At 38.9% G+C, this 22,240-nt stretch carries 14 protein-coding genes; 10 read left to right on the forward strand and 4 right to left on the reverse strand.

All coding sequences use genetic code 11. The annotated features are described in order from the left end of the window. Nucleotides 1–34: 34 nt before the first annotated feature. The 3 genes from pxpA to pxpB are packed head-to-tail and all read right to left on the reverse strand — an operon-like array spanning nt 35 to nt 2,344. On the reverse strand, nt 35–778 hold the full coding sequence (gene pxpA, locus FEE42_RS01300; RefSeq protein WP_059366144.1) for a 5-oxoprolinase subunit PxpA: 744 nt from the start codon (nt 776–778) through the stop codon (nt 35–37). Then, nucleotides 765–1,697 carry a 5-oxoprolinase subunit C family protein gene (locus FEE42_RS01305; RefSeq protein ID WP_164027519.1) on the reverse strand — a complete coding sequence of 311 codons (933 nt, stop codon included), beginning with the start codon at nt 1,695–1,697 and terminating at the stop codon, nt 765–767. Before FEE42_RS01305 ends, pxpA begins: the two co-directional genes overlap by 14 nt. Further along, on the reverse strand, nt 1,694–2,344 hold the full coding sequence (gene pxpB / locus FEE42_RS01310; protein WP_164027520.1) for a 5-oxoprolinase subunit PxpB: 651 nt from the start codon (nt 2,342–2,344) through the stop codon (nt 1,694–1,696). The genes FEE42_RS01305 and pxpB overlap by 4 nt, the downstream gene beginning before the upstream one ends. 287 nt (nt 2,345–2,631) lie before the next feature. Between pxpB and FEE42_RS01315 the strand changes: the two genes are divergently transcribed. From FEE42_RS01315 to dapB, 7 genes are all read left to right on the forward strand, one after another. Next, on the forward strand, nt 2,632–3,072 hold the full coding sequence (locus FEE42_RS01315; RefSeq protein ID WP_174435485.1) for a YcgN family cysteine cluster protein: 441 nt from the start codon (nt 2,632–2,634) through the stop codon (nt 3,070–3,072). A 119-nt stretch (nt 3,073–3,191) separates the two neighbouring features. After that, the gene (gene ribH / locus FEE42_RS01320) at nt 3,192–3,665 is read left to right on the forward strand and encodes a 6,7-dimethyl-8-ribityllumazine synthase (RefSeq protein ID WP_164027521.1); all 474 of its coding nucleotides are present in this window, start codon (nt 3,192–3,194) and stop codon (nt 3,663–3,665) included. 3 nt (nt 3,666–3,668) lie between these two features. Next, nucleotides 3,669–4,103, forward strand: a complete 435-nt coding sequence (gene nusB, locus FEE42_RS01325) for a transcription antitermination factor NusB (protein ID WP_164027522.1) — start codon at nt 3,669–3,671, stop codon at nt 4,101–4,103. A 61-nt stretch (nt 4,104–4,164) separates the two neighbouring features. Beyond that, nucleotides 4,165–5,163, forward strand: a complete 999-nt coding sequence (thiL, locus tag FEE42_RS01330) for a thiamine-phosphate kinase (protein WP_164027523.1) — start codon at nt 4,165–4,167, stop codon at nt 5,161–5,163. A 4-nt stretch (nt 5,164–5,167) separates the two neighbouring features. Next, entirely contained in the window at nt 5,168–5,656 is a 489-nt protein-coding gene (locus tag FEE42_RS01335; protein WP_164027524.1) for a phosphatidylglycerophosphatase A family protein, read from the forward strand. A 3-nt stretch (nt 5,657–5,659) separates the two neighbouring features. After that, on the forward strand, nt 5,660–6,289 hold the full coding sequence (locus FEE42_RS01340) for a homoserine/threonine efflux transporter (protein WP_164027525.1): 630 nt from the start codon (nt 5,660–5,662) through the stop codon (nt 6,287–6,289). 15 nt (nt 6,290–6,304) lie between these two features. After that, nucleotides 6,305–7,117 (forward strand): 4-hydroxy-tetrahydrodipicolinate reductase, encoded by an 813-nt coding sequence (dapB, locus tag FEE42_RS01345; protein WP_164027526.1) that lies wholly within the window; start codon nt 6,305–6,307, stop codon nt 7,115–7,117. On the opposite strand, the gene yfaE is transcribed toward dapB, so the two are convergent. Further along, entirely contained in the window at nt 7,112–7,360 is a 249-nt protein-coding gene (gene yfaE, locus FEE42_RS01350; protein WP_059368822.1) for a class I ribonucleotide reductase maintenance protein YfaE, read from the reverse strand. The genes dapB and yfaE overlap by 6 nt on opposite strands. A gap of 123 nt (nt 7,361–7,483) precedes the next feature. Here yfaE and FEE42_RS01355 point away from each other — a divergent pair, with 123 nt between their 5' ends. From FEE42_RS01355 to FEE42_RS01365, 3 genes are all read left to right on the forward strand, one after another. After that, entirely contained in the window at nt 7,484–8,170 is a 687-nt protein-coding gene (locus tag FEE42_RS01355; RefSeq protein WP_135969251.1) for a hypothetical protein, read from the forward strand. Nucleotides 8,171–8,830: 660 nt separating this feature from the next. Beyond that, nucleotides 8,831–10,519, forward strand: coding sequence for a ShlB/FhaC/HecB family hemolysin secretion/activation protein (locus FEE42_RS01360; protein WP_077663997.1), 1,689 nt, complete (start codon nt 8,831–8,833; stop codon nt 10,517–10,519). 30 nt (nt 10,520–10,549) lie between these two features. Next, the gene (locus FEE42_RS01365) at nt 10,550–22,084 is read left to right on the forward strand and encodes a two-partner secretion domain-containing protein (protein WP_164027527.1); all 11,535 of its coding nucleotides are present in this window, start codon (nt 10,550–10,552) and stop codon (nt 22,082–22,084) included. Nucleotides 22,085–22,240: the final 156 nt, after the last annotated feature.

Raw genomic sequence — 22,240 nt, forward strand, 5'->3', positions numbered from 1 at the left:
GATCTCCGATAGGTTGTTATGCAACTTGAGGCTATTAATATTTTGCCGAAATGATGATTTGTTCTGCTTGTAATGCTGCACGAATTTTTTTCGCAAATTCAATCGCATGGTTACCGTCGCCGTGTAAGCAAATGCTGTCGGCTTGAATAGGTATATTGAAACCTTCGACAGTAGGAACGGTTCCCTTAATCACCATTTGTAGAACCTGTGCAACCGCTTCTTGATCATTTTCTAGCAAGGCATTATTACAACTGCGCGGTACTAATGAACCATCGGCTTGATAGTGTCGATCGGCAAATACTTCCGAAATGGTTCTGAGTCCGATTTCTTGTGCGGCAGAGAGCATCGCACTTCCGGATAATCCCACTAGGGCTAAATCGGGATCAAATTTTTTAATGGTTTGTACGATTAAACGGGCGAGAGCCGGATCTTTTGCTGCTTGGTTATATAGTGCGCCATGCGGTTTGACGTAATTTAATACAACACCTTCAGCCTCACATAAGGCTTTAATTGCACCAAGCTGATAAAGTAAACTGGCTTGAAGTTCTGCATCGGTTAAATCCATATTAAGGCGACCAAAATTTTCTCGGTCGGGATAGCCCGGATGTGCCCCGATTGTCACATTATTTTCTTTCGCCCATAAAATAGCTTTACGCATTTCATTATAACTACCGGCGTGCAAGCCACAGGCAATATTTGCAGAGCTGACTAACTGCAACAATTTTTCATCATTCGCATAGCCTTCGGCTAGATCAACATTTAAATCAACGCGTTTCATTTACTTTTCTCCTTATGTAGGTCAAATAATCTTGATCTTGTCGGTACAATTCTCGCGCTTGTTGATGGGTAACCTGTTTAAAATAAACGGTTTCTCCAAAAGGTATTTGTGCTAATTTGCCAATATCCGCTTGAATAATACAGGCAATTTTTGGGTAACCGCCCGTTGTTTGAGCATCTGCCATTAATACAATCGGCTGACCGTCCGGAGGAACTTGAACTGTGCCGATTGGTACGGCATAAGAAAGCATTTCAAGATGGGAATTAAGCATTAATTTTTGAGAACCGGAAAAGCGATACCCTATACGATTGCTATTTCGTTGTAATATCCAGCCCTGTTGCCAAAACAATGTTTGGGTTTCTTGGTTGAATGCCTCGTACTCTGATGAAGTGGTTGCATGAATGGTTTTTGTAAAAGGAATAGGTTCAATACCTAAGGGACTAAGCACCGTATCTCTTAATCCTGTCGCAATATGATCGCCGGATTTGAGTAAACGTCCTTGAAATCCGCCAAAACCTGCTTGTAAATTGGTGCTATAAGATCCTAATACTTTAGGTACTTTAAAGCCTCCGGCGACACAAAGATAAGCATAGTTGCCTTGGGTAATTCGTTTGATTTTGAGGGTTTGGCGCGCTTTTGCCGTGTAACGGCAGTAAGGTGAAATCGGGCTATCATCAAGTTCCGCCTCACATAATGCGCCGGTTAAACAAAATGGTGTGTCACAGTCAAAGGTTATTGTCAGGCTTCCTAAAGCTATTTCAAGTGCGGGTAAATTATTGGCATTTTTCAATAATAAATTTCCCGCTTGCAATGCAAGGCAATCCATAGCACCGGAATGTCCGATACCAAATCCGCGTAAGCCAAAGCGGCCTAAATCCTGTAGATGAGCAAAGCCTTGAAGATGTTGAATATAAATCATAGGGTCATATCCTCCACAACAAAACGTACTTGATCGCCTGCTTTTAATAAAATGGGCTGGCTTTGATTCACATCAAAAAGTTGAATTTCAGTTCTACCTAATAGTTGCCACCCGCCGGGAGAAGTGAAAGGATAAATTCCGGTTTGGCTTCCTCCGATGCCTACGGAACCGGCGGGTACTCTTGTTCTCGGCTCATCGCGGCGTGGTGTATGGAGTGATTCGGGTAATCCGCCTAAATAAGGGAAGCCGGGTTGGAAACCCATCATAAAGACCGTATAGACAGGGGCTGTATGGCGATTAATAATTTCTTTTGCTGTGGTGTGATGATATTTCGCCACATAATGTAAATCTTCACCAAACTCCCCACCATAATGCACGGGTATTTCCACTAATTTTCCTTGAAAATGTGTTTTTTGTAATTGAACTTTTTCCCAAAGTTGCTGCAATTCATGAATAAGCGGTAGAGGATCGATATGAAACTGATAGAAAAGTGTCAGATTATTCATTCCGACGACTGTTTCAACTACGTCGGGAAGATCTTGTACCAATTCTGATAATTGCCAAATAGACTGCTGTTTTGACAGCTCGGCAGGGGGAGGAAGTGAGCAAATCAAGGAATATTCACTAGTGTGATGAATGGTTAGCATATGTTGTCCTTACGTTGCTTTTTTGTTAAAAATTTTTACTCCTATTTTTTTGTCTAGTCAATAAAAAGGCTTATAAAAATTATGAATATTTTCAAAATTGTGAGCGATATCAAGATTTTAATTAGGCTATGTGGGAATAATCTTGCATTGTTTGGTTTTTTTGAGGGATATAATGGTAAGATTATTCGATTTGAGATCGTTGAATATAATCGAGCGGTTCTCGGTGGATGGCGCCTAGTTTACGTCATCTGAAGTTATGTGTTTTTATACTTAAAAGTTCCAAAATGATGAATTTATCTCCTAATTTTTGGCAAACCAAATCTCTACTTGAAATGACCGACTCCGAATGGGAGGCGTTGTGTGATGGTTGCGGAAAATGCTGTTATCGCAAATATATTCAAGGTCGCGGAAAACGACAAAAACTCTATTACACCCGTATTGCCTGTAATTTATTGGATATAGAAAGTGGAAAGTGCGGTAATTATTCGGAACGTTTTAGCATCGAAAAAGATTGTACAAAACTCACCAAAAAGAATTTACCTGATTTTCATTGGTTACCGGATACCTGTGCTTATCGGCTGCTTTACGAAGGTAAACCTTTGCCTGATTGGCATCCATTGATTTCCGGTGATGAACGGAGTGTAAAAAATGCCGGCATTTTAATTATAAACGGCGTGCATGAAAATGAAGTGATAGATTGGTTTGAATTTGTTCTTGATGAGGAATAAAACTTATACAAAAATGACCGCACTTAGTTTTGGCACAGACAAGATAAATGCTGATAGGCGGTAATTTTTATGCTAGAATCTGCCACCAATTTATTAGGACGAATAACATAGGAAAAAGTATGAAAGTTTTAGAAGGCGTAGTCGCGGCACCTAACGCAAAAGTGTCAGTAGTTATTGCCCGTTTTAACAGTTTTATCAATGAAAGCTTATTAGAAGGTGCGGTAGATACATTAAAGCGTATCGGCCAAGTAAAAGACGAAAATATTACTCTTGTGCGTGCACCGGGTGCCTATGAACTTCCACTTGTTGCCCGTCGTTTGGCGGAAAGCAAAAAGTTTGATGCGATTGTTGCCTTGGGGACGGTTATCCGTGGCGGTACGGCGCATTTTGAATATGTTGCGGGCGAAGCAAGCAGTGGTTTAGGCAAAGTAGCGATGGAAGCTGAAATTCCCGTAGCATTTGGTGTCTTAACCACGGAGAATATTGATCAGGCTATTGAACGTGCCGGTACAAAAGCGGGCAACAAAGGATCGGAAGCGGCATTAACCGCACTTGAAATGATTAATCTTCTTCAACAAATTGATGTGGCATAAACAATGGCGGAACAAAAACAAGTGAAAAAACCGTCGGCTCGCCGTCGGGCTCGTGAATGTAGCGTGCAAGCATTGTATTCTTGGGCGGTTTCCGGCAATACGGCAGAACAGGTGGAGTTGGCATTCTTTCTTGATCAAGATATGGAGGGGGTGGACAAACCTTATTTCCGCAAATTATTTCGTCAAGCCGTAGATAATATTGAAGAGGTGGATTTTTCTATTGCTCCTTATATTGACCGTTCGTTTGAAGAACTTGATCCCATTGAAAAAGCCATTTTACGTTTAGCGGTGTATGAATTGCGTTTTGAGCTTGATGTTCCATACAAAGTCGTGATTAACGAAGCGATTGAGGTGGCAAAAGTGTTTGGTTCGGACGACAGTCATAAATATATTAATGGCGTATTGGATAAAATCGCACCGGCATTAGGGCGTAAATAAGTTTAGATGATCTATAAATGGCGCGCGTGTTTACGCGTGCTTTTTATTTTGGAGGGTAACAATGGCAATGGGTGAATTTGATTTAATTAAACATTATTTTGAGCAGCCACAGGGACAAGCGGATGACTTTGTTGCCTTATCCATTGGCGATGATTGTGCCTTAGTTTCTGTGCCGGAAAATAGCCGGCTTGCGATCACCACCGACACGATGGTAGAAAATACCCACTTTTTGCCCTCCATTTCAGCGGAAGATCTAGCCTATAAAGCGGTTGCCACTAATTTAAGCGATTTAGCCTCAATGGGGGCACAACCTAAATGGGTTTCCCTTGCATTAACTTTACCAAACATTGATGAAAATTGGCTTACCCGCTTTAGTCAAAGTTTGTTACGCACGTTAAAACACCACAATGTCACATTAATTGGCGGCGATACGACAAAAGGCCCGTTATCCATTACGATTACTGCACAAGGTTTTGTTGAAAAAGGAAGTGCATTGTGCCGACATCAAGCCAAAGTAGGGGATTTAATTTATGTCTCAGGCACATTGGGCGATAGTGCCGCAGGCTTGCAACAAATTTTATCGGGTAAAAGAGCGGTCGGTTTTGACGAAGAATTTTTACAGCAACGCCATCTTCGCCCAACGCCACGGATTACACTTGGACAAGCATTAGCCGATATTGCCCATGCAGCTATTGATCTTTCCGATGGGTTAAATTCCGATCTCAGACATATTCTTAAACGTAGTCAATGTGCGGCGGAAATTAATCTTTCCGACTTGCCACTTTCATCATCATTATTAAATCGTTATGATCGCACTCAAGCAGAGCAATTTGCCTTAAGTGGTGGAGAAGACTATGAATTGTGTTTTACCGTTCCACCCGAAAATCAAGCCTTACTTGAGTCTCGCCTAAAAAATCTTGATGTGCCTTGTACCTGTATTGGGCATGTTGTGTCGGCATTTGAGCAGAAAAAGTGCGGTCCGTTTTCCATCCGTTTTTTGCGTGATGGGCAGCCGATTGACTATTCACCAAATGTTGGCTTCGATCATTTCAAGGAATAAAAATATGAGAGAAGAGAATCCGTTAAAACGAATTTCTTTAAAAAATCCTATCCATTTGCTTGCAGTGGGGTTGGGTTCCGGTTTGCTTCATCCCGCACCGGGAAGCTGGGGCAGCGCGCTTGGTACCTTATTAGGCGTGATTTTACTCATGCTTTTAGGAACAAAAACCTTCTTAATTTTGACCGCACTTTGTTTTGTTTTAGGCTGTTATTTATGTCAAAAAACCGCTGATGATATGGGCGTACACGATCATGGTTCTATTGTGTGGGATGAGTTTGTCGGCATGTTTATCGTCCTTGCTACCGTGCCGAGCTTGTCTTGGCAATGGATTTTCACAGCCTTTGTGTTGTTTCGGTTGTTCGATATTCTCAAGCCTTTTCCAATTCGTTATTTTGATGAAAAACTGGAAAGTGGTTTCGGTATTATGGTGGATGATGTCATTGCCGCTATTTATGCAGTAATGGTGATTTTTTTGTTAAATATAGTGTGGTAAAAGATGTTAAATTTACTGATTGTTCATTTGTTTGGTTTAATGACGCCGGGGCCTGATTTTTTCTATGTTACCCGAATGGCAGCGAGTAATTCCCGTCGAAATACCTTTTATGGGGTTATCGGTATCACCTTAGGGGTGTCATTTTGGGCTGCGCTTTCAATGCTGGGATTAACGGTGTTATTCGCCATGATGCCGGCTTTACATGGGCTTATTATGGTTTTGGGCGGCAGTTATTTGAGTTATCTCGGTTTTTTATTGATTCGTAGCAGACAAAATGCAGAATTTGCACCGCTTTCAGCGAAAGAATTAAATGAACAAACCAATGCAAAAAAAGAAATTTTGAAAGGTTTGCTTGTGAATTTATCCAATGCCAAAGCCGTCGTTTATTTTTCCAGTGTAATGTCTTTGGTTTTAGCGAAAATGACGGAAATATGGGAAATGGGGCTGGCGTTCGGTTTAATTGTCATTGTAACATTCTTGTATTTTTACCTGATTTCATTTATTTTTTCACGGAATGTAGCGAAACAATTTTATCGCCAATATAGCCGTTATATTGATAATGTAGCAGGCGTGGTATTTTTATTTTTTGGTTGTGTACTGATCTATAGTGGTATCACTGAGATGATTAATTAAAAGAAGGGTATAAATATGACATTAAGAATTGCGGTTGCCGGTGCGGGCGGCAGAATGGGACGTCAATTGATTCAAGCGATTCATGGTGCGGATGGCGTCACCTTGGGTGCTGCTTTTGAGCGTCAAGGATCGTCATTATTAGGAACGGACGCCGGTGAGTTGGCAGGTATTGGGCATTTAGGTATTAAGGTGTCTGATGATTTTCACGAACAAAAAGACAATTTTGATTTGCTGATTGATTTTACCCGTCCGGAAGGCACGCTTAAACATATTGCATTTTGTGTGGCGAATAATAAAAAAATGGTGATTGGTACGACAGGATTTGATGAGGCGGGTAAAGATGTAATTCAATCTGCCGCTAAAAAAATTGCCATTGTATTTGCTTCTAATTTCAGTGTCGGCGTGAATTTAGTATTCAAATTATTGGAAAAAGCCGCCAAGGTGATGGGCGATTATTGCGATATTGAAATTATTGAGGCACACCATCGTCATAAGGTCGATGCTCCTTCAGGTACGGCACTTTCAATGGGGGAACATATCGCAAAAACTTTAGGACGTGATTTGAAAACCCATGGCGTATTTTGTCGTGAGGGCATTACAGGCGAGCGTAAGCCTGATGAAATCGGCTTTTCAACCATTCGTGCCGCTGATGTCGTGGGTGAGCACACCGTATGGTTTGCCGATATTGGGGAGCGAGTGGAAATTTCCCATAAAGCCTCAAGCCGAATGACTTTTGCAAACGGTGCGGTACGGGCGGGGAAATGGTTGGAAAATAAATCCCATGGTTTATTTGATATGACGGATGTGTTGGATTTGAATAATTTATAATTCCAATTCAAGATCCGTTTCTACACGACAACAACATAATAAAATTTCATCGGGTTGGATAAAGGCAAGGGGAGTTTCCGAATAGGATACCTTGCCTTTTTTGATCTTCACCCGACAAGAACCGCAATAACCGCTACGGCATTGGTATTCGTGGTGTATATTGTTGCGTTTGAGGTGATCGAGTAGGCTTCTTTCATTATTAAAATCAAGGGTTATCTGACTACGAATTAAGTGGATTTTCATATGCTGCATAATGTTCGGTTTGTTGCCCAATTATATAGGAAAAAGTGAAAACTCTGTTAAAATTCACCAAAATTTTGATGAGATATAAGTTCATTTCAAGGATTATTTCCTGTTGGAGGCATTGTGAAATTAGCCGTAAAAATTCCTGTAATTTTGACCGCACTTGGTTTAACCGCTTGTAGCTCGATCAGCAAAGAGCCGGTGAAATCTATTGATATTTATGTGAAACCTTATTATTCCTCGGAAAAGGGCAATGCAGGAAACGTATTTGTACATAAGCAACTTGATCCGATGTTGCGGGAAAATACCTTAAACGGGTATCAAAGTGCGGTCGAATTTGTGCAAAGAAATCCGGCACGGATTTCGCCAATCACCTTGTTTACTCTAGCAGCCCGTGCTTATGATTTCGGCTTACGTGATGAGGCGGTGAAATGGTTTTATCGTGGACAAAACCGTTTAATTACAGCATTTTATGTGTTGGATTTACCAAAGGCAACTGTGGCGGAAAATACGGGATTTAGCCAAGTGGTAGAGCAATTTGTGAATCCCTACGCTTTTTGTGATTTAAACAAACAACGTAAAACTGCGGAAGAGGCAGTAAATTGGGTGATTTCCCATCCTTATGAAACGGTTTTTATAAAAGCATTACCCTCCAAATTTCAAGATCGCAAAGTTGCATTAAAAGCAGCCGAAAAAAAATTGAAGCTTCGTTTAAAGGCACAGGATGAGTTTTTTGCTGATCCACAAAATAAAGCGAAGTGGCAAAAAGAGCGATCGGAAAATCATGTAAATGAAAGGTTTTGCTGGTAAAAAACAAAAATCCCTTAGCTTTTTAACTAAGGGATTTTTTATTGATGGCGGGAAGTGAGGTTTGAACTCACTGAGGAGAGGGGAAACTCTAGCCACTTTTTAAGACTTAACCAATGTTCAAACATCTATATATAAACATTATTCCTATCAAATTTTCACACACAACCGCCATGCCAAATTACCAATTCATTTTACTCTGTAACAGTTTAACGTTCTGCAACTTGCGAAAGACACATTGATAAACTTGTTTAACGCAAAAATAGTATGAAATTTTAGGGCGAATTGATTTCAACTCATTTCTTTTTGGAAAAATTTGAGAAGATTTGATTATGTGATAATCATTTTGATTATTATTTGCTCGCTTGGGAAGGTTTATTACATTTTTTTGTCATTTTTGAAGAAAAGCTCCGTCTAATATGGGTGTGATTTTGCTTATTGAAAAATACAAATCTACAAACGGTGAAAAATCATCTCCGCTAAGTTTAGCTCATAATGCTATGTCCGGTAGAGTAATAAAGTTTCGACCTTCGCCGGATATACAGGTTCGTTGACATATTGTAGTAGCAGAATCAGGGCTACTTCATAGAAAGTAGCTTATCGTCTTAATTTTTATTACTAATTGAATAACTTAGGCATATTACATATTAAGGAGACCAATTAATGAAATCTTCAATAGCGAGAAAATCTATCGGCTATTTATTTTACTTATCTTTATTCTCGGGAACGGCTTTTGCAACAGACGTTCTTACCCAAGAACAGCAGCAGTTAAAGCATCAAAGAATAATTCAAGAAACTGACGAAGCTTTAAAAAAGGCGGAGAAATTCCTGCGCAAAGAGGCTGATCCGAAAACGGATAATACATTGACCGATGATACACAAACAGATCGAACCATTAAGCGCATTACCGTCGATCAAGCAGGACAAAGCGTTCGCTTGGATTTTGATTCTGTCATTAAACAGTATGAAGGAAAGCCACTGACGACTAAGCAAGTTTTTGCATTAGTTAAAGATTTAACCGATGTACTGTACCGTGCAGGCTATGTAACAAGTGCCGTTGGCTTAAAGAGTAATGTTACCGATAAAAACGAATTGGATTTTATTATTCATTGGGGCTATGTTAGCGATTATTTTGTCAATGGTGCTCTTCCGGAAACATTTAAAGATAAAGCAATGCTGTTTGTATTGCCTAATTTAAAAAATAAATTACTTAATGTCTATGATGTTGATCAGTTAGTTGAAATTTTAAATACAACAAATAAATCCACAGAAATAAAAGTTATTGCGGCAGAGAAAGATGGTGAGTCTAACTTTAATTTAATCACTCAGCGTACCTATTTGCCCCGTATTACATTAGGTTTTAATAACTCCGGTGCAGAAAACAACGAAAACGGACGGAATCAACTTACGGCAAGTATTAGCTGGAGCGATTTACTGGGAATTAATGATAGTTGGTATTTTTCAACGGGATATCGATTATACAAAAAACATAAACGAAATAATCAACAAAACTATCTATTAAGTTATAGCCAACCATTCTCTTCTTATACATTAGATTTAAGAGTTTCACAATCGGATAGTAAGAAAGAAATAAAAGGTATTCACAGTTATAGCTCCGAGGGGAAAATTAAAACTGCAAATATTAAACTTGCTAAAGTTCTTGCTCGTAATAAAGATATGATTTTTTCAGGTTACGGCGAATTAGAATTTAAAACAAAGAAAAACTATATTGGGGATCGTTTAGTCAGCCATTACAATAATAATAAACTCACAGTCGGATTATCCTATATTACAAATGTTTTAGGAGGAAAACTGTATAACGATATTTCTTATTCAAACGGTTTAGGTTGGTTTGGCGCCGATAGCCTTGCATATAATTCAAAAGGAGATAAAACACTCTCTTTATTATCAGGCACAATGAGCTGGTATAAAGCTTTTTTGGTTAAAGAAAGAGCGCTTAATTATCAACTTCGTTTAGGATTCCAATACTCTCCTTATAGTTTGTATTCTGATAATCAATTCTCTATCGGAGATGAATATACCGTAAGAGGATTTAAAGGTGGAATTACTTCTGGAGACAGTGGCTATTATATTTCGCAAACATTTGATATCCCATTTTATCCTCAAAAAATGTCTATTTCCCAAATCAAACCTTTCTTAGGCGTTGATTTCGGTCGCATATTTAAACATCTCAATCAAGGTAACGAAACTATTGCAGGGATGGCTATTGGAACAAAAGTTCAAATCAGTCGCCTTAACTTATCTTTCACTTATTCCAAGCCAATTAAGAATGTAAAAGTAAATAAAGGTGATGCCCACATTTACTATGTAAACGGCTCAATTTCATTTTAATTCATATTTTTAATATAGGAGAAACTTAGTATGAATAAAAATAGATATAAACTGATTTTTAGTAAATCAAAATCATGTTTGGTTCCTGTCGCTGAATATATTAATTATGAATCAGGTGACACAGGTAGTGTAGAAAATAAAGAAGAATGCGAATCTAGCAGTGAAGGACGACATATCTTCCGTCTATCTACATTTTCTTGTCTTATTAAATCACGCTTGTTGCACCTGGGAAATGCAGCATTAGCCTTCTTATTTGTTGTACCAAATACCGTATTTGCTAATGTAAATAGTAAGGATATCGTTTTAGATAAAGGTAATCATGAAACAAAAATATCTGAAACAACCAATGGCGTACATATTATTGAGATTGCCAAACCTCAATATGATGGTATTTCTGATAATAAATTCCAAAAATTCAATGTAGGCAATGGTGCGGTATTTAATAACAGCAATAAGGAAGGAAGTTCTTATTTAGTCGGTCATTTAGACAAAAACCAAAACTTTGATAAAGATACAGCCAAAGCTATTTTAACTCAGGTAACAGGCAACCAAATGAGTAAAATTAAAGGTGGATTAGAAGTTTTTGGTGATAAAGCAGATCTATTAATTATTAACCCGAACGGAATTAATATTAACGGTGTACAAACATTCAATACGGATCGTTTTGTAGCTTCAACCAGTAATGTGATTGATCCGAAAAACGGCTTAAAACTGTCTGTTGAGAAAGGAACCGTAACCATTGATAAAGACGGGATTGCCACTGACGGATTGAAATATTTAGATATTGTTGCGAAAAAAATTGAGCAAAAAGGAGCAGTTCGTAACATTAATGATAAAGCGCCTGTTGAAACCAATATAACCTTTGTAGCAGGTTCATCAGAATACGATGTGAAAGCAAGAAAGGTGAAATCTAAGCAGGCTAAATCCACGGAAATCGCAATTACCGGTACAGAAGCCGGCGCTATGTATGGTAATCATATCCAATTTATCACAACAGATACGGGTGCAGGGGTAAATCACAAAGGTATCATTCTTTCCGAGAAAGATATCCAAATTGAGAATGAACAAGGTAAGGTTGAAGTTGCTACATTACAAGCTAAACAGAACTTATCCTCAAAGGGCAGTAAAAAGCTTGATATTAATGGCCAAATCTCGGCTGGGAAAGCAATCAATCTAAACTCAACTGAAGTTAATCTAAAACAAAATACAAAGGTAAGCAGTCAAAAAGTTGATATTTCTGCGGATAAAACTGCAACGGACAAAAATGCCAAAATTAGAGGTACAAACGTTAATATCAATAGTCAATCAACTCAAATTGGTAAGGACTCAACTGTAATTGCAACAAATCTGGATATTAAGGGTAAGAATCTAGAAAATAGCGGTACGATTGCAGCTCGTTTTAATAAAATTTATGTAGAAAAGCTAAATAATAAGAAAGATATTCTAGCTGAAAAGACGCTTGATATATCTACCTTTGGTAATATTTTATCCCAAAATAATATTACTCCGGATGATGGTTATCACAATAATGGGACTATTCAAAGTAAAGGAACTGCGAACCTTACGTTTAGAGTCACCCATTTCCACTCAGCTTCTCATAAACTACCGGAGGCTAGAGAAAAATTAACGCTTTCTGCTAAAGAAATCTTTTTTGATAAAGGTTCGGAAAACCAATTATCATCTTCACTGGATATCAACTCAAACGATGATGTTTTTATCAATAAAGGGGTATTAACTAGCGCTAATCAATTATCTGTAAAGGGTCAAAAAATTATAAACGAAGGTTTATTAGGGGCAAAAAACAGCTTAAATCTAACTTCCTTCTCAAATATTACCAATAATGCTACTGGCGTTTTACATTCAGATGGTGTAATGAATTTAAATGCCGATGATATTATTCATAATCGGGGAGAAATTCTTTCAAAAGGAAAAATCACTGTATCAGCAGAAAAGTTATTGAATGATATTGAGTTTCAGGGCAGTGTATACCATTATGATCAAAATATTGAGTTGACAATTATCGATCCAGGGTCAAGCAGAACGGATTATTATAGCATTTCCGGCTCTATTCCAAGATTAGGGAATAATTTAAAAATTTCTCATATAGGTAATATTCGTGGTGAAAGTGACTTTGAATTTATTCAAAAAGATTCCAAGCTAAGTGATGCAGGAATAACTAATCACGGCATTATTAACATTCAAGGAAATCTAATTTCTAATGGAGCAAAAAGCATCATTAATGATATGAGAAGTGCCAAATTTAATATATTTGATTATTATTTAAATTCACCAGCAAATATTACTATAAAATTCCAACCTATTGTCAATGGCATCGAAATTCCATTACAGGGCAATATGATATATAAATTTAACTCTGTAGCTCAATTAATAAAATTCTTTTTTGAAACGAAAGGTACTGAGCGTTACATAAAAAAAACTCGTGCTTTCCCTGTCTCACTAGATAAAGTACAAGTTTTAAAACTATTAAGATCAGTCAGATCTCCATTATTACAATCCACATTAACAACTATATTAGGTGCTAATTGGGAAAGTAAATCTTTGATGGAATTAAAAGCAGCATATGAGGCTTCAGAAAGAGCAAGTAAACTTGGTTCTAAAAATATAGAGCTTTATCCTAATAAAAAATCAAAAATACTAGCCGGCTCTTTTATTGGAGATACTAATATTTTAGTAAATGGTAAAAGAGGCGAGGAAGGAGCTTTTGATGATAAAGTGTCTATTGGGAAGCATACAATCCAAGCACCGCCGATTCAATTAAAACCATTTGTTGTACAGCCGGAAAATAATGGCAATAGCGAAATTGATTTATCCACATTATTAGAATTATTGTCTAATCCGAATTTATTCATTGATCGCTCGTTTAATAAGAAAAAAGAGGACAACACCAATATCTTAGTTCCGAAAGAAGATACAGATCTATTAGGTGAAACTGAAGAAGAGAAAAAACAGCGTCTAGAAAAAGAACGTCTTTTTGAAAAAGAGCGTTTAGAAGAAGCAGAACGTAGAAAAAAACAATTAGAAGAGGAACAGAAAAAACTAGAATCGCTTTCTGAACAGGAAAAACAACGCCTCGAAGAGTATGAGAAAAAATTAGCCGAAGAGAAAAGAAAAGCTGATGAATTGGCAAAACAAAAAGAAATTCCGCTAGATAAGGATCGAGCTCGAGTAGAGGTTGATCCGCTTTATCACACCAGAATGAAGTATATTAATCAAAATGATTATGTCGGTTCTGATTATTTCTTTAATAATATTGCTCCAAGAGGAACGGAAGACAAAGTAAGTGTCATTGGCGATAGCTATTTTGAACACCAATTGATTACTCGTAGTATTGAGAAAAAGGTCGATAATCATTTGGCACTAAAATACGATTTGACTAATGTCGAGTTGGTTAAACGTTTAATGGATAATGCGTACCATACGTCTGGAGATCTAAATCTAACCTTAGGTAAAGCATTAACTAAAGAACAGCAAGATAACTTAAAAGAGGATATTATTTGGTATGTCAAATCAACCATTAATGGAAAAGAGACGTATATTCCTCAAGTTTATTTTGCAAAACAAACTTTAGAAGATGCGGAAAAATATAAAGGATTAGGAAGTGCGGTCATAAAGGCCAGAGAATTGAAATTGAAGGCGAAAGACGTACAAAATTCCGGCACGATTGCAGGCAGCCGAGTTGATATTGAGGCTGAGAATAAAATTAAAAATACAGGGGATATTTTAGGCAAAGAATTGGTTCGTCTAAAAGGTCATAAAGGAATTGAATCAAGCGCGACTTCCTATGCTGACGAGAAAGGAAATACGGTTATTCAGAAATCAAGGATAGCTTCAGAACAACACCTACATTTAGAAACTGATTTAGATAGCGATATCAATATTACAGCCTCTGATGTAAAAGCAAAAACTGGTTTTGTAAAAACTAAAGATCTCAAAGCTAAAGATTCTCATAAATTTAGCAGTAGTCATAAACAGAAAGAGATATTAGCTACTGGATTGTTTGGAATACAAAAGAAAGTTGGGGGAGAAACGGAAGATACTTATAGTGCGGAATCCGTTGGTTCAGAATTAGAATTTGATCATCTTCATTTGGCTGTAAAAGGTGATGTAGAACAGACCGGTAGCAAGATAAAAGCAGATCGTGTAACCGGTGTTATACAAGGTGATTATAAAACTAAAACAGGGCAAAATATCCAACATACGGATAAATCAAAAGGCGTCTTTGGTATATTTGCAAGCGCATTAGCTGCCGGTGGCGGTAAGTCTGTTTCGGCTTCTGCTGATAGTGTCGATGGTGTCTTGACTCAAATATCAGAAAGTGATTACACCGGGGCTAATGCTGAATTAGGCATAAAGTTTGAGCAAGAAAAATCATCGAGAACTGACTTGAAAAACGTCAATAGCGAACTTGACGCGAAAAGCGGTGATTTACAGGTTTTAGGGACTTTAGATATCGGTGGACTTGATATTAATAAATCAATGTCTGAATCCGCATCTGAATTAACGCAGTCAACAACCAACGAAGAAGCGAATAAAACAGAAGATGACAATTCTACAGATAAAGCTTCAGAAGTAGAGAAGCCTGTAGAAAATAATCAAACAAAAGGTACTAATCCAAATTTACGCAAGCTATCTAAAGAAGAAATTGAAGAACTGATGGCGGAAAAAGATCAAGCCTTTTTTGACGCTCAGAAAAACCTGCGTAATGATAAGTTGAAATTAACCGCCAAAGAAATTATTTCAACCAAATACCAAGATGAAACTGATTTTAAATCGTCTAAATCTTCTTTTAAATTAGGTTTAGTCGGCGAAGCCCACTCTGCAGTTGCTGATATTGTCAGCCATTCAATTAAACAAGCAGAAGATGCTAAAAAAGGCATTAAACAAGACGGTACGGCTGCATTACAAGTGACGAGTGACATCGCTAATTTAGTGACAGGTGATTTAGTTGGTGGCTCAGTTAAAGCCCAAGCTGGCTATAGCCAATCTAATACGGGTTTTAACGAAAAATCGGATAATCGTAATACTTTAAACGGTAATCTGGTCTTGAGTGCAACAGAAGGGGGAATTGAGTTAAATAACGTTGAACGCAGTAAGAGCGGCAAACTTTCTCTAAATGCAAAAGATAAAGTTACCATAAATGCGGGTAAAACAGAAAGAACAGAGTCGGATGAATCTTGGCATGCAAAAGTGTCCGCTGGAGGTACAGTGTCTTGTGGGGTGATGTCTCAAGGCTGTGCAGTTGGTGTAACTAATGGTGTTGAAGCAGGATATTCTACAACAAATACCAACGCGACTACCTATCAAAATAGCCAATTGTTGGGTGATGAAATTGAGATCAATACAGAAAGCGATCTCACCCTATCGGGGGCTAATATTAAAGCGGATGTTTATCGTACAAAAGTGGAAGGGAAAACCTCAATTGAATCTAAACAAGATACCTATGAAAGACATAATAAACGCTTGGATGTGGGTGTCTCTGTAGGGGCTTCGGTAACCACGGCTTTAACCGTAAAACCAACAGGTAGCGTAACAGTGGGTTATGGTCAGGAAGATGAAACGAGTCGGATGGTTAATCAGCAATCAGGCATTGAAGCTGGAAAAATGATTGGTCAAATTAAAGACTTGGATTTAACCGCTGGTTATTTTGTTGATAAAAGTGGGAATAACGACCTTACCACTACGGGCAGTGTTACTCATCGCTCTTTAGAAGACTATCATCATAAAGATGGTGGTGAGTTCGGTGCATCTATAGGGTTAAATGAACGGGGAACGTCTCAAGCCAATATAAGAGGAGGTCGTTCGGCACAAAAACATTATGACGCGACCCAGCACTCAACTCTGTCAGGTATTGATTCTCAGCCTGTTGAAAAACCAATTAATCAGGATTTGAATAAATCTAAAACCGTTCATCGAGATGAACAATTAGCAAGTACCAGTTTTGGGTTTGAACTAGGTGATTTGGCTGAATTGGGGCAAAAAGGCCTAAATAAGGCAAAACAAGCATTAAATAAAAAATCAAATCAAAATAGTGCAAGAGGATTGAACGATATTGCTTCAAATAATGATCAATTGCCAAAACCGAAACAATCGGAAGCGCCTATCTACGAAGAAATTCCGGATAGCCCTTACGCTAAGCTAGGTGATGCAAACGCCAATGCTCAGCGTAAATCAACTGAGTCCGAGCCGATTTACAGCGAAGTGACAAAACCGAAACAATCGCAAGAGCCTATCTACGAAGAGATTCCGGATAGCCCTTATGCGAAGCTAGGTGATGCAAACGCCAATGCTCAGCGTAAATCAACTGAGTCAGATCCGATTTACAGCGAAGTGACAAAACCGAAACAATCGCAAGAGCCTATCTACGAAGAGATTCCGGATAGCCCTTATGCGAAGCTAGGTGATGCAAACGCCAATGCTCAGCGTAAATCAACTGAGTCCGATCCGATTTACAGCGAAGTGACAAAACCGAAACAATCGCAAGAGCCTATCTACGAAGAAATTCCGGATAGCCCGTATGCGAAATTAGGTGATGCAAATGCCAATGCTCAGCGTAAATCAACTGAGTCCGATCCGATTTACAGTGAAGTGACGAAACCGAAACAATCGCAAGAGCCTATCTACGAAGAAATTCCGGATAGCCCTTATGCGAAGCTAGGTGATGCAAACGCCAATGCACAGCGTAAATCAACTGAGTCCGATCCGATTTACAGTGAAGTGACGAAACCGAAACAATCGCAAGAGCCTATCTACGAAGAAATTCCGGATAGCCCTTATGCGAAGCTAGGTGATGCAAACGCCAATGCTCAGCGTAAATCAACTGAGTCCGATCCGATTTACAGCGAAGTGACAAAACCGAAACAATCGCAAGAGCCTATCTACGAAGAAATTCCGGATAGCCCGTATGCGAAATTAGGTGATGCAAACGCCAATGCCCAGCGTAAATCAACTGAGTCCGAGCCGATTTACAGTGAAGTGACGAAACCGAAACAATCGCAAGAGCCTATCTACGAAGAAATTCCGGATAGCCCTTATGCGAAGCTAGGTGATGCAAACGCCAATGCACAGCGTAAATCAACTGAGTCCGATCCGATTTACAGCGAAGTGACAAAACCGAAACAATCGCAAGAGCCTATCTACGAAGAAATTCCGGATAGCCCTTATGCGAAGCTAGGTGATGCAAACGCCAATGCACAGCGTAAATCAACTGAGTCCGATCCGATTTACAGCGAAGTGACAAAACCGAAACAATCGCAAGAGCCTATCTACGAAGAAATTCCGGATAGCCCGTATGCGAAATTAGGTGATGCAAATGCCAATGCTCAGCGTAAATCAACTGAGTCCGATCCGATTTACAGCGAAGTGACAAAACCGAAACAATCGCAAGAGCCTATCTACGAAGAAATTCCGGATAGCCCGTATGCGAAATTAGGTGATGCAAATGCCAATGCTCAGCGTAAATCAACTGAGTCCGATCCGATTTACAGCGAAGTGACAAAACCGAAACAATCGCAAGAGCCTATCTACGAAGAGATTCCGGATAGCCCGTATGCAAAATTAGGCGATAGCAATGCTCAAGCTAAATCTGGCAAATCTGAGCCGATTTATGAAGAGATTCCTGCTTTAACTCAGGAAAATAAAGCTAAACGTCCTTTACCTGAGTTACCACAGAGTGGTAATACAAAAGCGAATAGTGGCGAAAGCGATTACGCAGAAATCCCTGCGGTGGTTAGCAATAAAGCTAAAGCGGAGAACGCTGAAAGTGACTATGCAGAAATCCCTGCATTAGCCAAAACCGGCAATAAATCCGATAATGTCGAGTCTTCCCTTGCACAGGCAAATAGCAATAACAACAATAGCCGTGTATTGCCTACAATGCCTGAAACAGCAAACGTGGAACAAACCGGTGCGCAAAGTGCCCCGTCATTTTTCCAAAAGATTAAAAACTTTTTCAAAACTGACCGCACTTCGTCCAAAAAGGCAGAGGAAAATGCGAATAAAGGCAATCAAACATTAGACACCGAAGCTCAAGCGAACGGGAAACCTAACTACGAGAAGCTTGAGGACAATTTGAATTTGAAAGAGTTACTCAGTCTTGAGGCAAAACGTTATGATGAATTTGAACAAAAAATTCTCAATAACAGTGAGTTTTTAGCCGAAGCCCGTGAAGCAGCGAAGAAAAGCGTCCCTGAAGCGGTATTAAAACAAATGGCAGGCTCACCTGAGCTGGATGATATTCTCACAGACGGTGCGAAAAGAACCGAACGTAAGATCAACGAAGCCTTACACTTTAAACCAAGCGAACAGGAATTTAACGCTATCCAGCAATTAGTGAAAAAATTGCCGAAAAGCGATGAAATTATGAGCGTGCCGGAGCAAACTCAACGTATCGTCGATGCGTTAGCGGAAACGTCAAAAACGATTCAACGTTCACCAGAGTTAAAAGATAAGCTTAAAGGTGCCGTAGAAGAGTTTTTAAACGATACCAAAAATGGTCTAACCGTAGAAAGTATTGAAAAACTCAATCATGGTTTACGTCCGGACGAGGGTGAAAACAGAACGTTGTATAAAAAAGAATCCTTAACCAAAGAAGATGCAATTTTCTCTGGACCGCAGGCATCTAAATTACAACTTGCACAGATGGTTGAGTTTATTAATGACGCTAAAGCCAGAGGGGTTGAACCAAGTGTGTTATCCGGTATGGTTTACCAACGTGTGATTGCTTATCATCCGTTTGCTGAAGGTAATGGACGTGTTGCTCGTGTTATTGTCAATAAATTATTGCTGGATGCGGGATACCCGCCGTTTACGAAGTTTAGCAGTAAATTTGAGGAAACCATTATTCCGCAATCGGATAATACCAAAGACAGCGCAAGTAGCCCGGAAGTGATTAGCGAATTCTTACGTCTCTTAGGTGAGAAATCGGTCGATGAGGCTAAACCTAAATTTGCGCCAACTGAAGCTGCCTCAAATTCAGCAGGTCAGGAGGAAGATATCTATGCTCAAATCGATCCGAGTAAGAAAAGGGTAAAAACCGAATCAGAAGCGGAAAAAGCGGCTAGAATTTCGAAAGAGAAAGATGAAACGTTAGGGAAGAAGCAATCTGTACAGCGTGAAGATAACAGTGATTATATGACGATCAAACGCTTAAAAGAGGATATGGCTGACGTTGATCAACCAACTAAAGCAAACGCTTCTACAGAAAGCCCAGCTGTAATTGAAAATAAAGCCAAAGCAGAGAACGCTGAAAGTGATTACGCAGAAATCCCTGCAGTGGTTGGCAATAAAGCCAAAGCGGAGAATGCTGAAAGTGATTACGCAGAAATCCCTGCAGTGGTTGGCAATAAAGCCAAAGCAGAGAACACTGAAAGTGATTACGCAGAAATTCCGGCAGTGGTTGGCAATAAAGCCAAAGCGGAGAATGCTGAAAGTGATTACGCAGAAATTCCTGCTGCGGTTGGCAATAAAGCCAAAGCAGAGAACGCTGAAAGTGATTACGCAGAAATTCCTGCTGCGGTTGGCAATAAAGCCAAAGCAGAAAACGCTGAAAGTGATTACGCAGAAATCCCTGCAGTGGTTGGCAATAAAGCCAAAGCAGAGAATGCTGAAAGTGATTATGCAGAAATTCCGGCAGTGGTTGGAAATAAGGCCAAAGCCGAGAATGCTGAAAGTGATTACGCAGAAATCCCTGCAGTGGTTGGCAATAAAGTCAATAGCAATAACAGCAATAATAATCAAAGACTTGCTGAGGAAAATCAAATCGGTAACGACGTAAATAAACCGAAAATTGATTCCAAAAAGCTATTTGAACAAGCGAAACAAAAAGCGCGTGAGCGTGATAGTGCGAAAGAGGCTGAAAAGAAATTAAAGATTTTGGCTGAAAATGCTGAAAGCTTGCCGAAAGAGCATTTATTAAAAGCATTACAAGATTTAGCATATGGCTCAAGTGTTGAAGAAGCGACGGCTTTAACAAATAAAGCAAAAGAAACGCGTAATAAGATTCACCGTCCGGATACTATTGAGGGATTTGAAGGACAGAATGTGAAAAATATGGGCAAAGTGATGAGTAAAATTGAGCTTGATGCTGCCTATTTACAATCTCGTGGCGAAATTAACCAAAAGATTGTAGATAAACTGGACTCAAACCAAGAGTTCCATCAGTTAATGAAACAAAAACTCTCTGGCAATGAAGAAGGCATTAAACGCTTATTCGGTTTGGTTGAACAAGCGAAGTTCGAAGCTCTAAAAGAAGTCACTGGCGTTGAAGGTAGCCGTGCTAAAGTGGAGTTTACGGGGAATAACCCGCTTTCAATGAAACAAGGTTCTTACGGTAATGATCTTGTTCAAATGAATGCGACACCTATTTTGAGCTTCTTACGCACGAGAAAACAAAATAACAAAGAAATTTTGGATACTATCGTTCACGAATTAACGCATCACGATCAGGCACAAATTATCCGTCATAAGGATAAGTTACCAGAGCATATGAAACCGGATGCGAATTTAATGGCGCTAAATGGTGTTTATTATATCAATTCGGGGCTGACTAATATGCAGCAGTATAAAAAGCAGCCGCAAGAGCGAGAGGCGTTCTTCTCGGGTCATAAATTAGGTGAGCAACTGAGTAAATTGGTGGATAAAGGCTATACTGGTGCCAAACGGGAGATTCAATCGATTGAGCATTTACCAAGCCCAAATAGCAACCTGGAAACCCTTAAACCACAAAGCACAGATTTAGGCAATAATACCTTGATTTATGGCTTAAAAGATGGGCGTAAGGAACTGATTAACCGTGCTAACCAAGCCGATAAAGGGAAACGAAACCCAATTCTTGCGGATAGTTACATTGGTGAGTTAAATTTAGGCTACGAATTTGGTAATTTGTCTAAATTGGCAGATAAGGTTAAACAAGGGAAAGTGACGCAACAAGACATTGATCATATTGCAAACTTCCAAGATTTGGGGGCGGATAATGCCTTAGCAACATCTTCTCGCAGCCGTATCAATCAAGCCAATGTCGAGGATAATAAAAAAATTATCACGGAATTGCTCAACAATCCGGTTGCAGTAGATTCTCTCAAACGGATCGCTGAATTTAATGAAAAGGAGCAACAGTTATTTCAAAAACTGAAACAAAATGAGAATTTGGATTTAGATAATCCGAAAACCTCACCTTCTTTCACTAAAGAGCAAAATGAAGCGATTGAACAATATCTGTCAGCAGTAGGTGAACTGAACAGAAGTCGCGAAGATTTCTTTTCAGAAAAAACCAAACTGATTGCTAAAGAAACCCTTGAAAGAGGCGGAAAAGTCTATTTTGCGTTAGATGGTTTAGCAACGGATACAACGACGTTCAATAAAGATAAAACTCAAATAGATATGGGTAATCTGAAGAAATTATTTGATCCGAACTATGAATTCTATAATTCGGTGACATCAAGGGAGTTACGTTACCTGTATGAAAACTACAGAGATAACCCGAACTTGAAGTTTACCATTAAGGATCAGGTTATTGAAAACCCGCTTAAGTCATTAGATCTTAATTAAACATCATGTCTAAAATAGCAATCTGCCCATCAAATGGGCAGATTGTTATATCAAAATATTCAAATACAAAATTCCTCCGTTTAAAATCAAAGTGCGATAAATTATTTTTACTCATTTTTTTAAATTCATTTGTTACGCCTTGTTATTGTTTTATCA

The organism is Rodentibacter caecimuris (genome assembly GCF_010587025.1).
GTDB lineage: Bacteria > Pseudomonadota > Gammaproteobacteria > Enterobacterales > Pasteurellaceae > Rodentibacter > Rodentibacter caecimuris.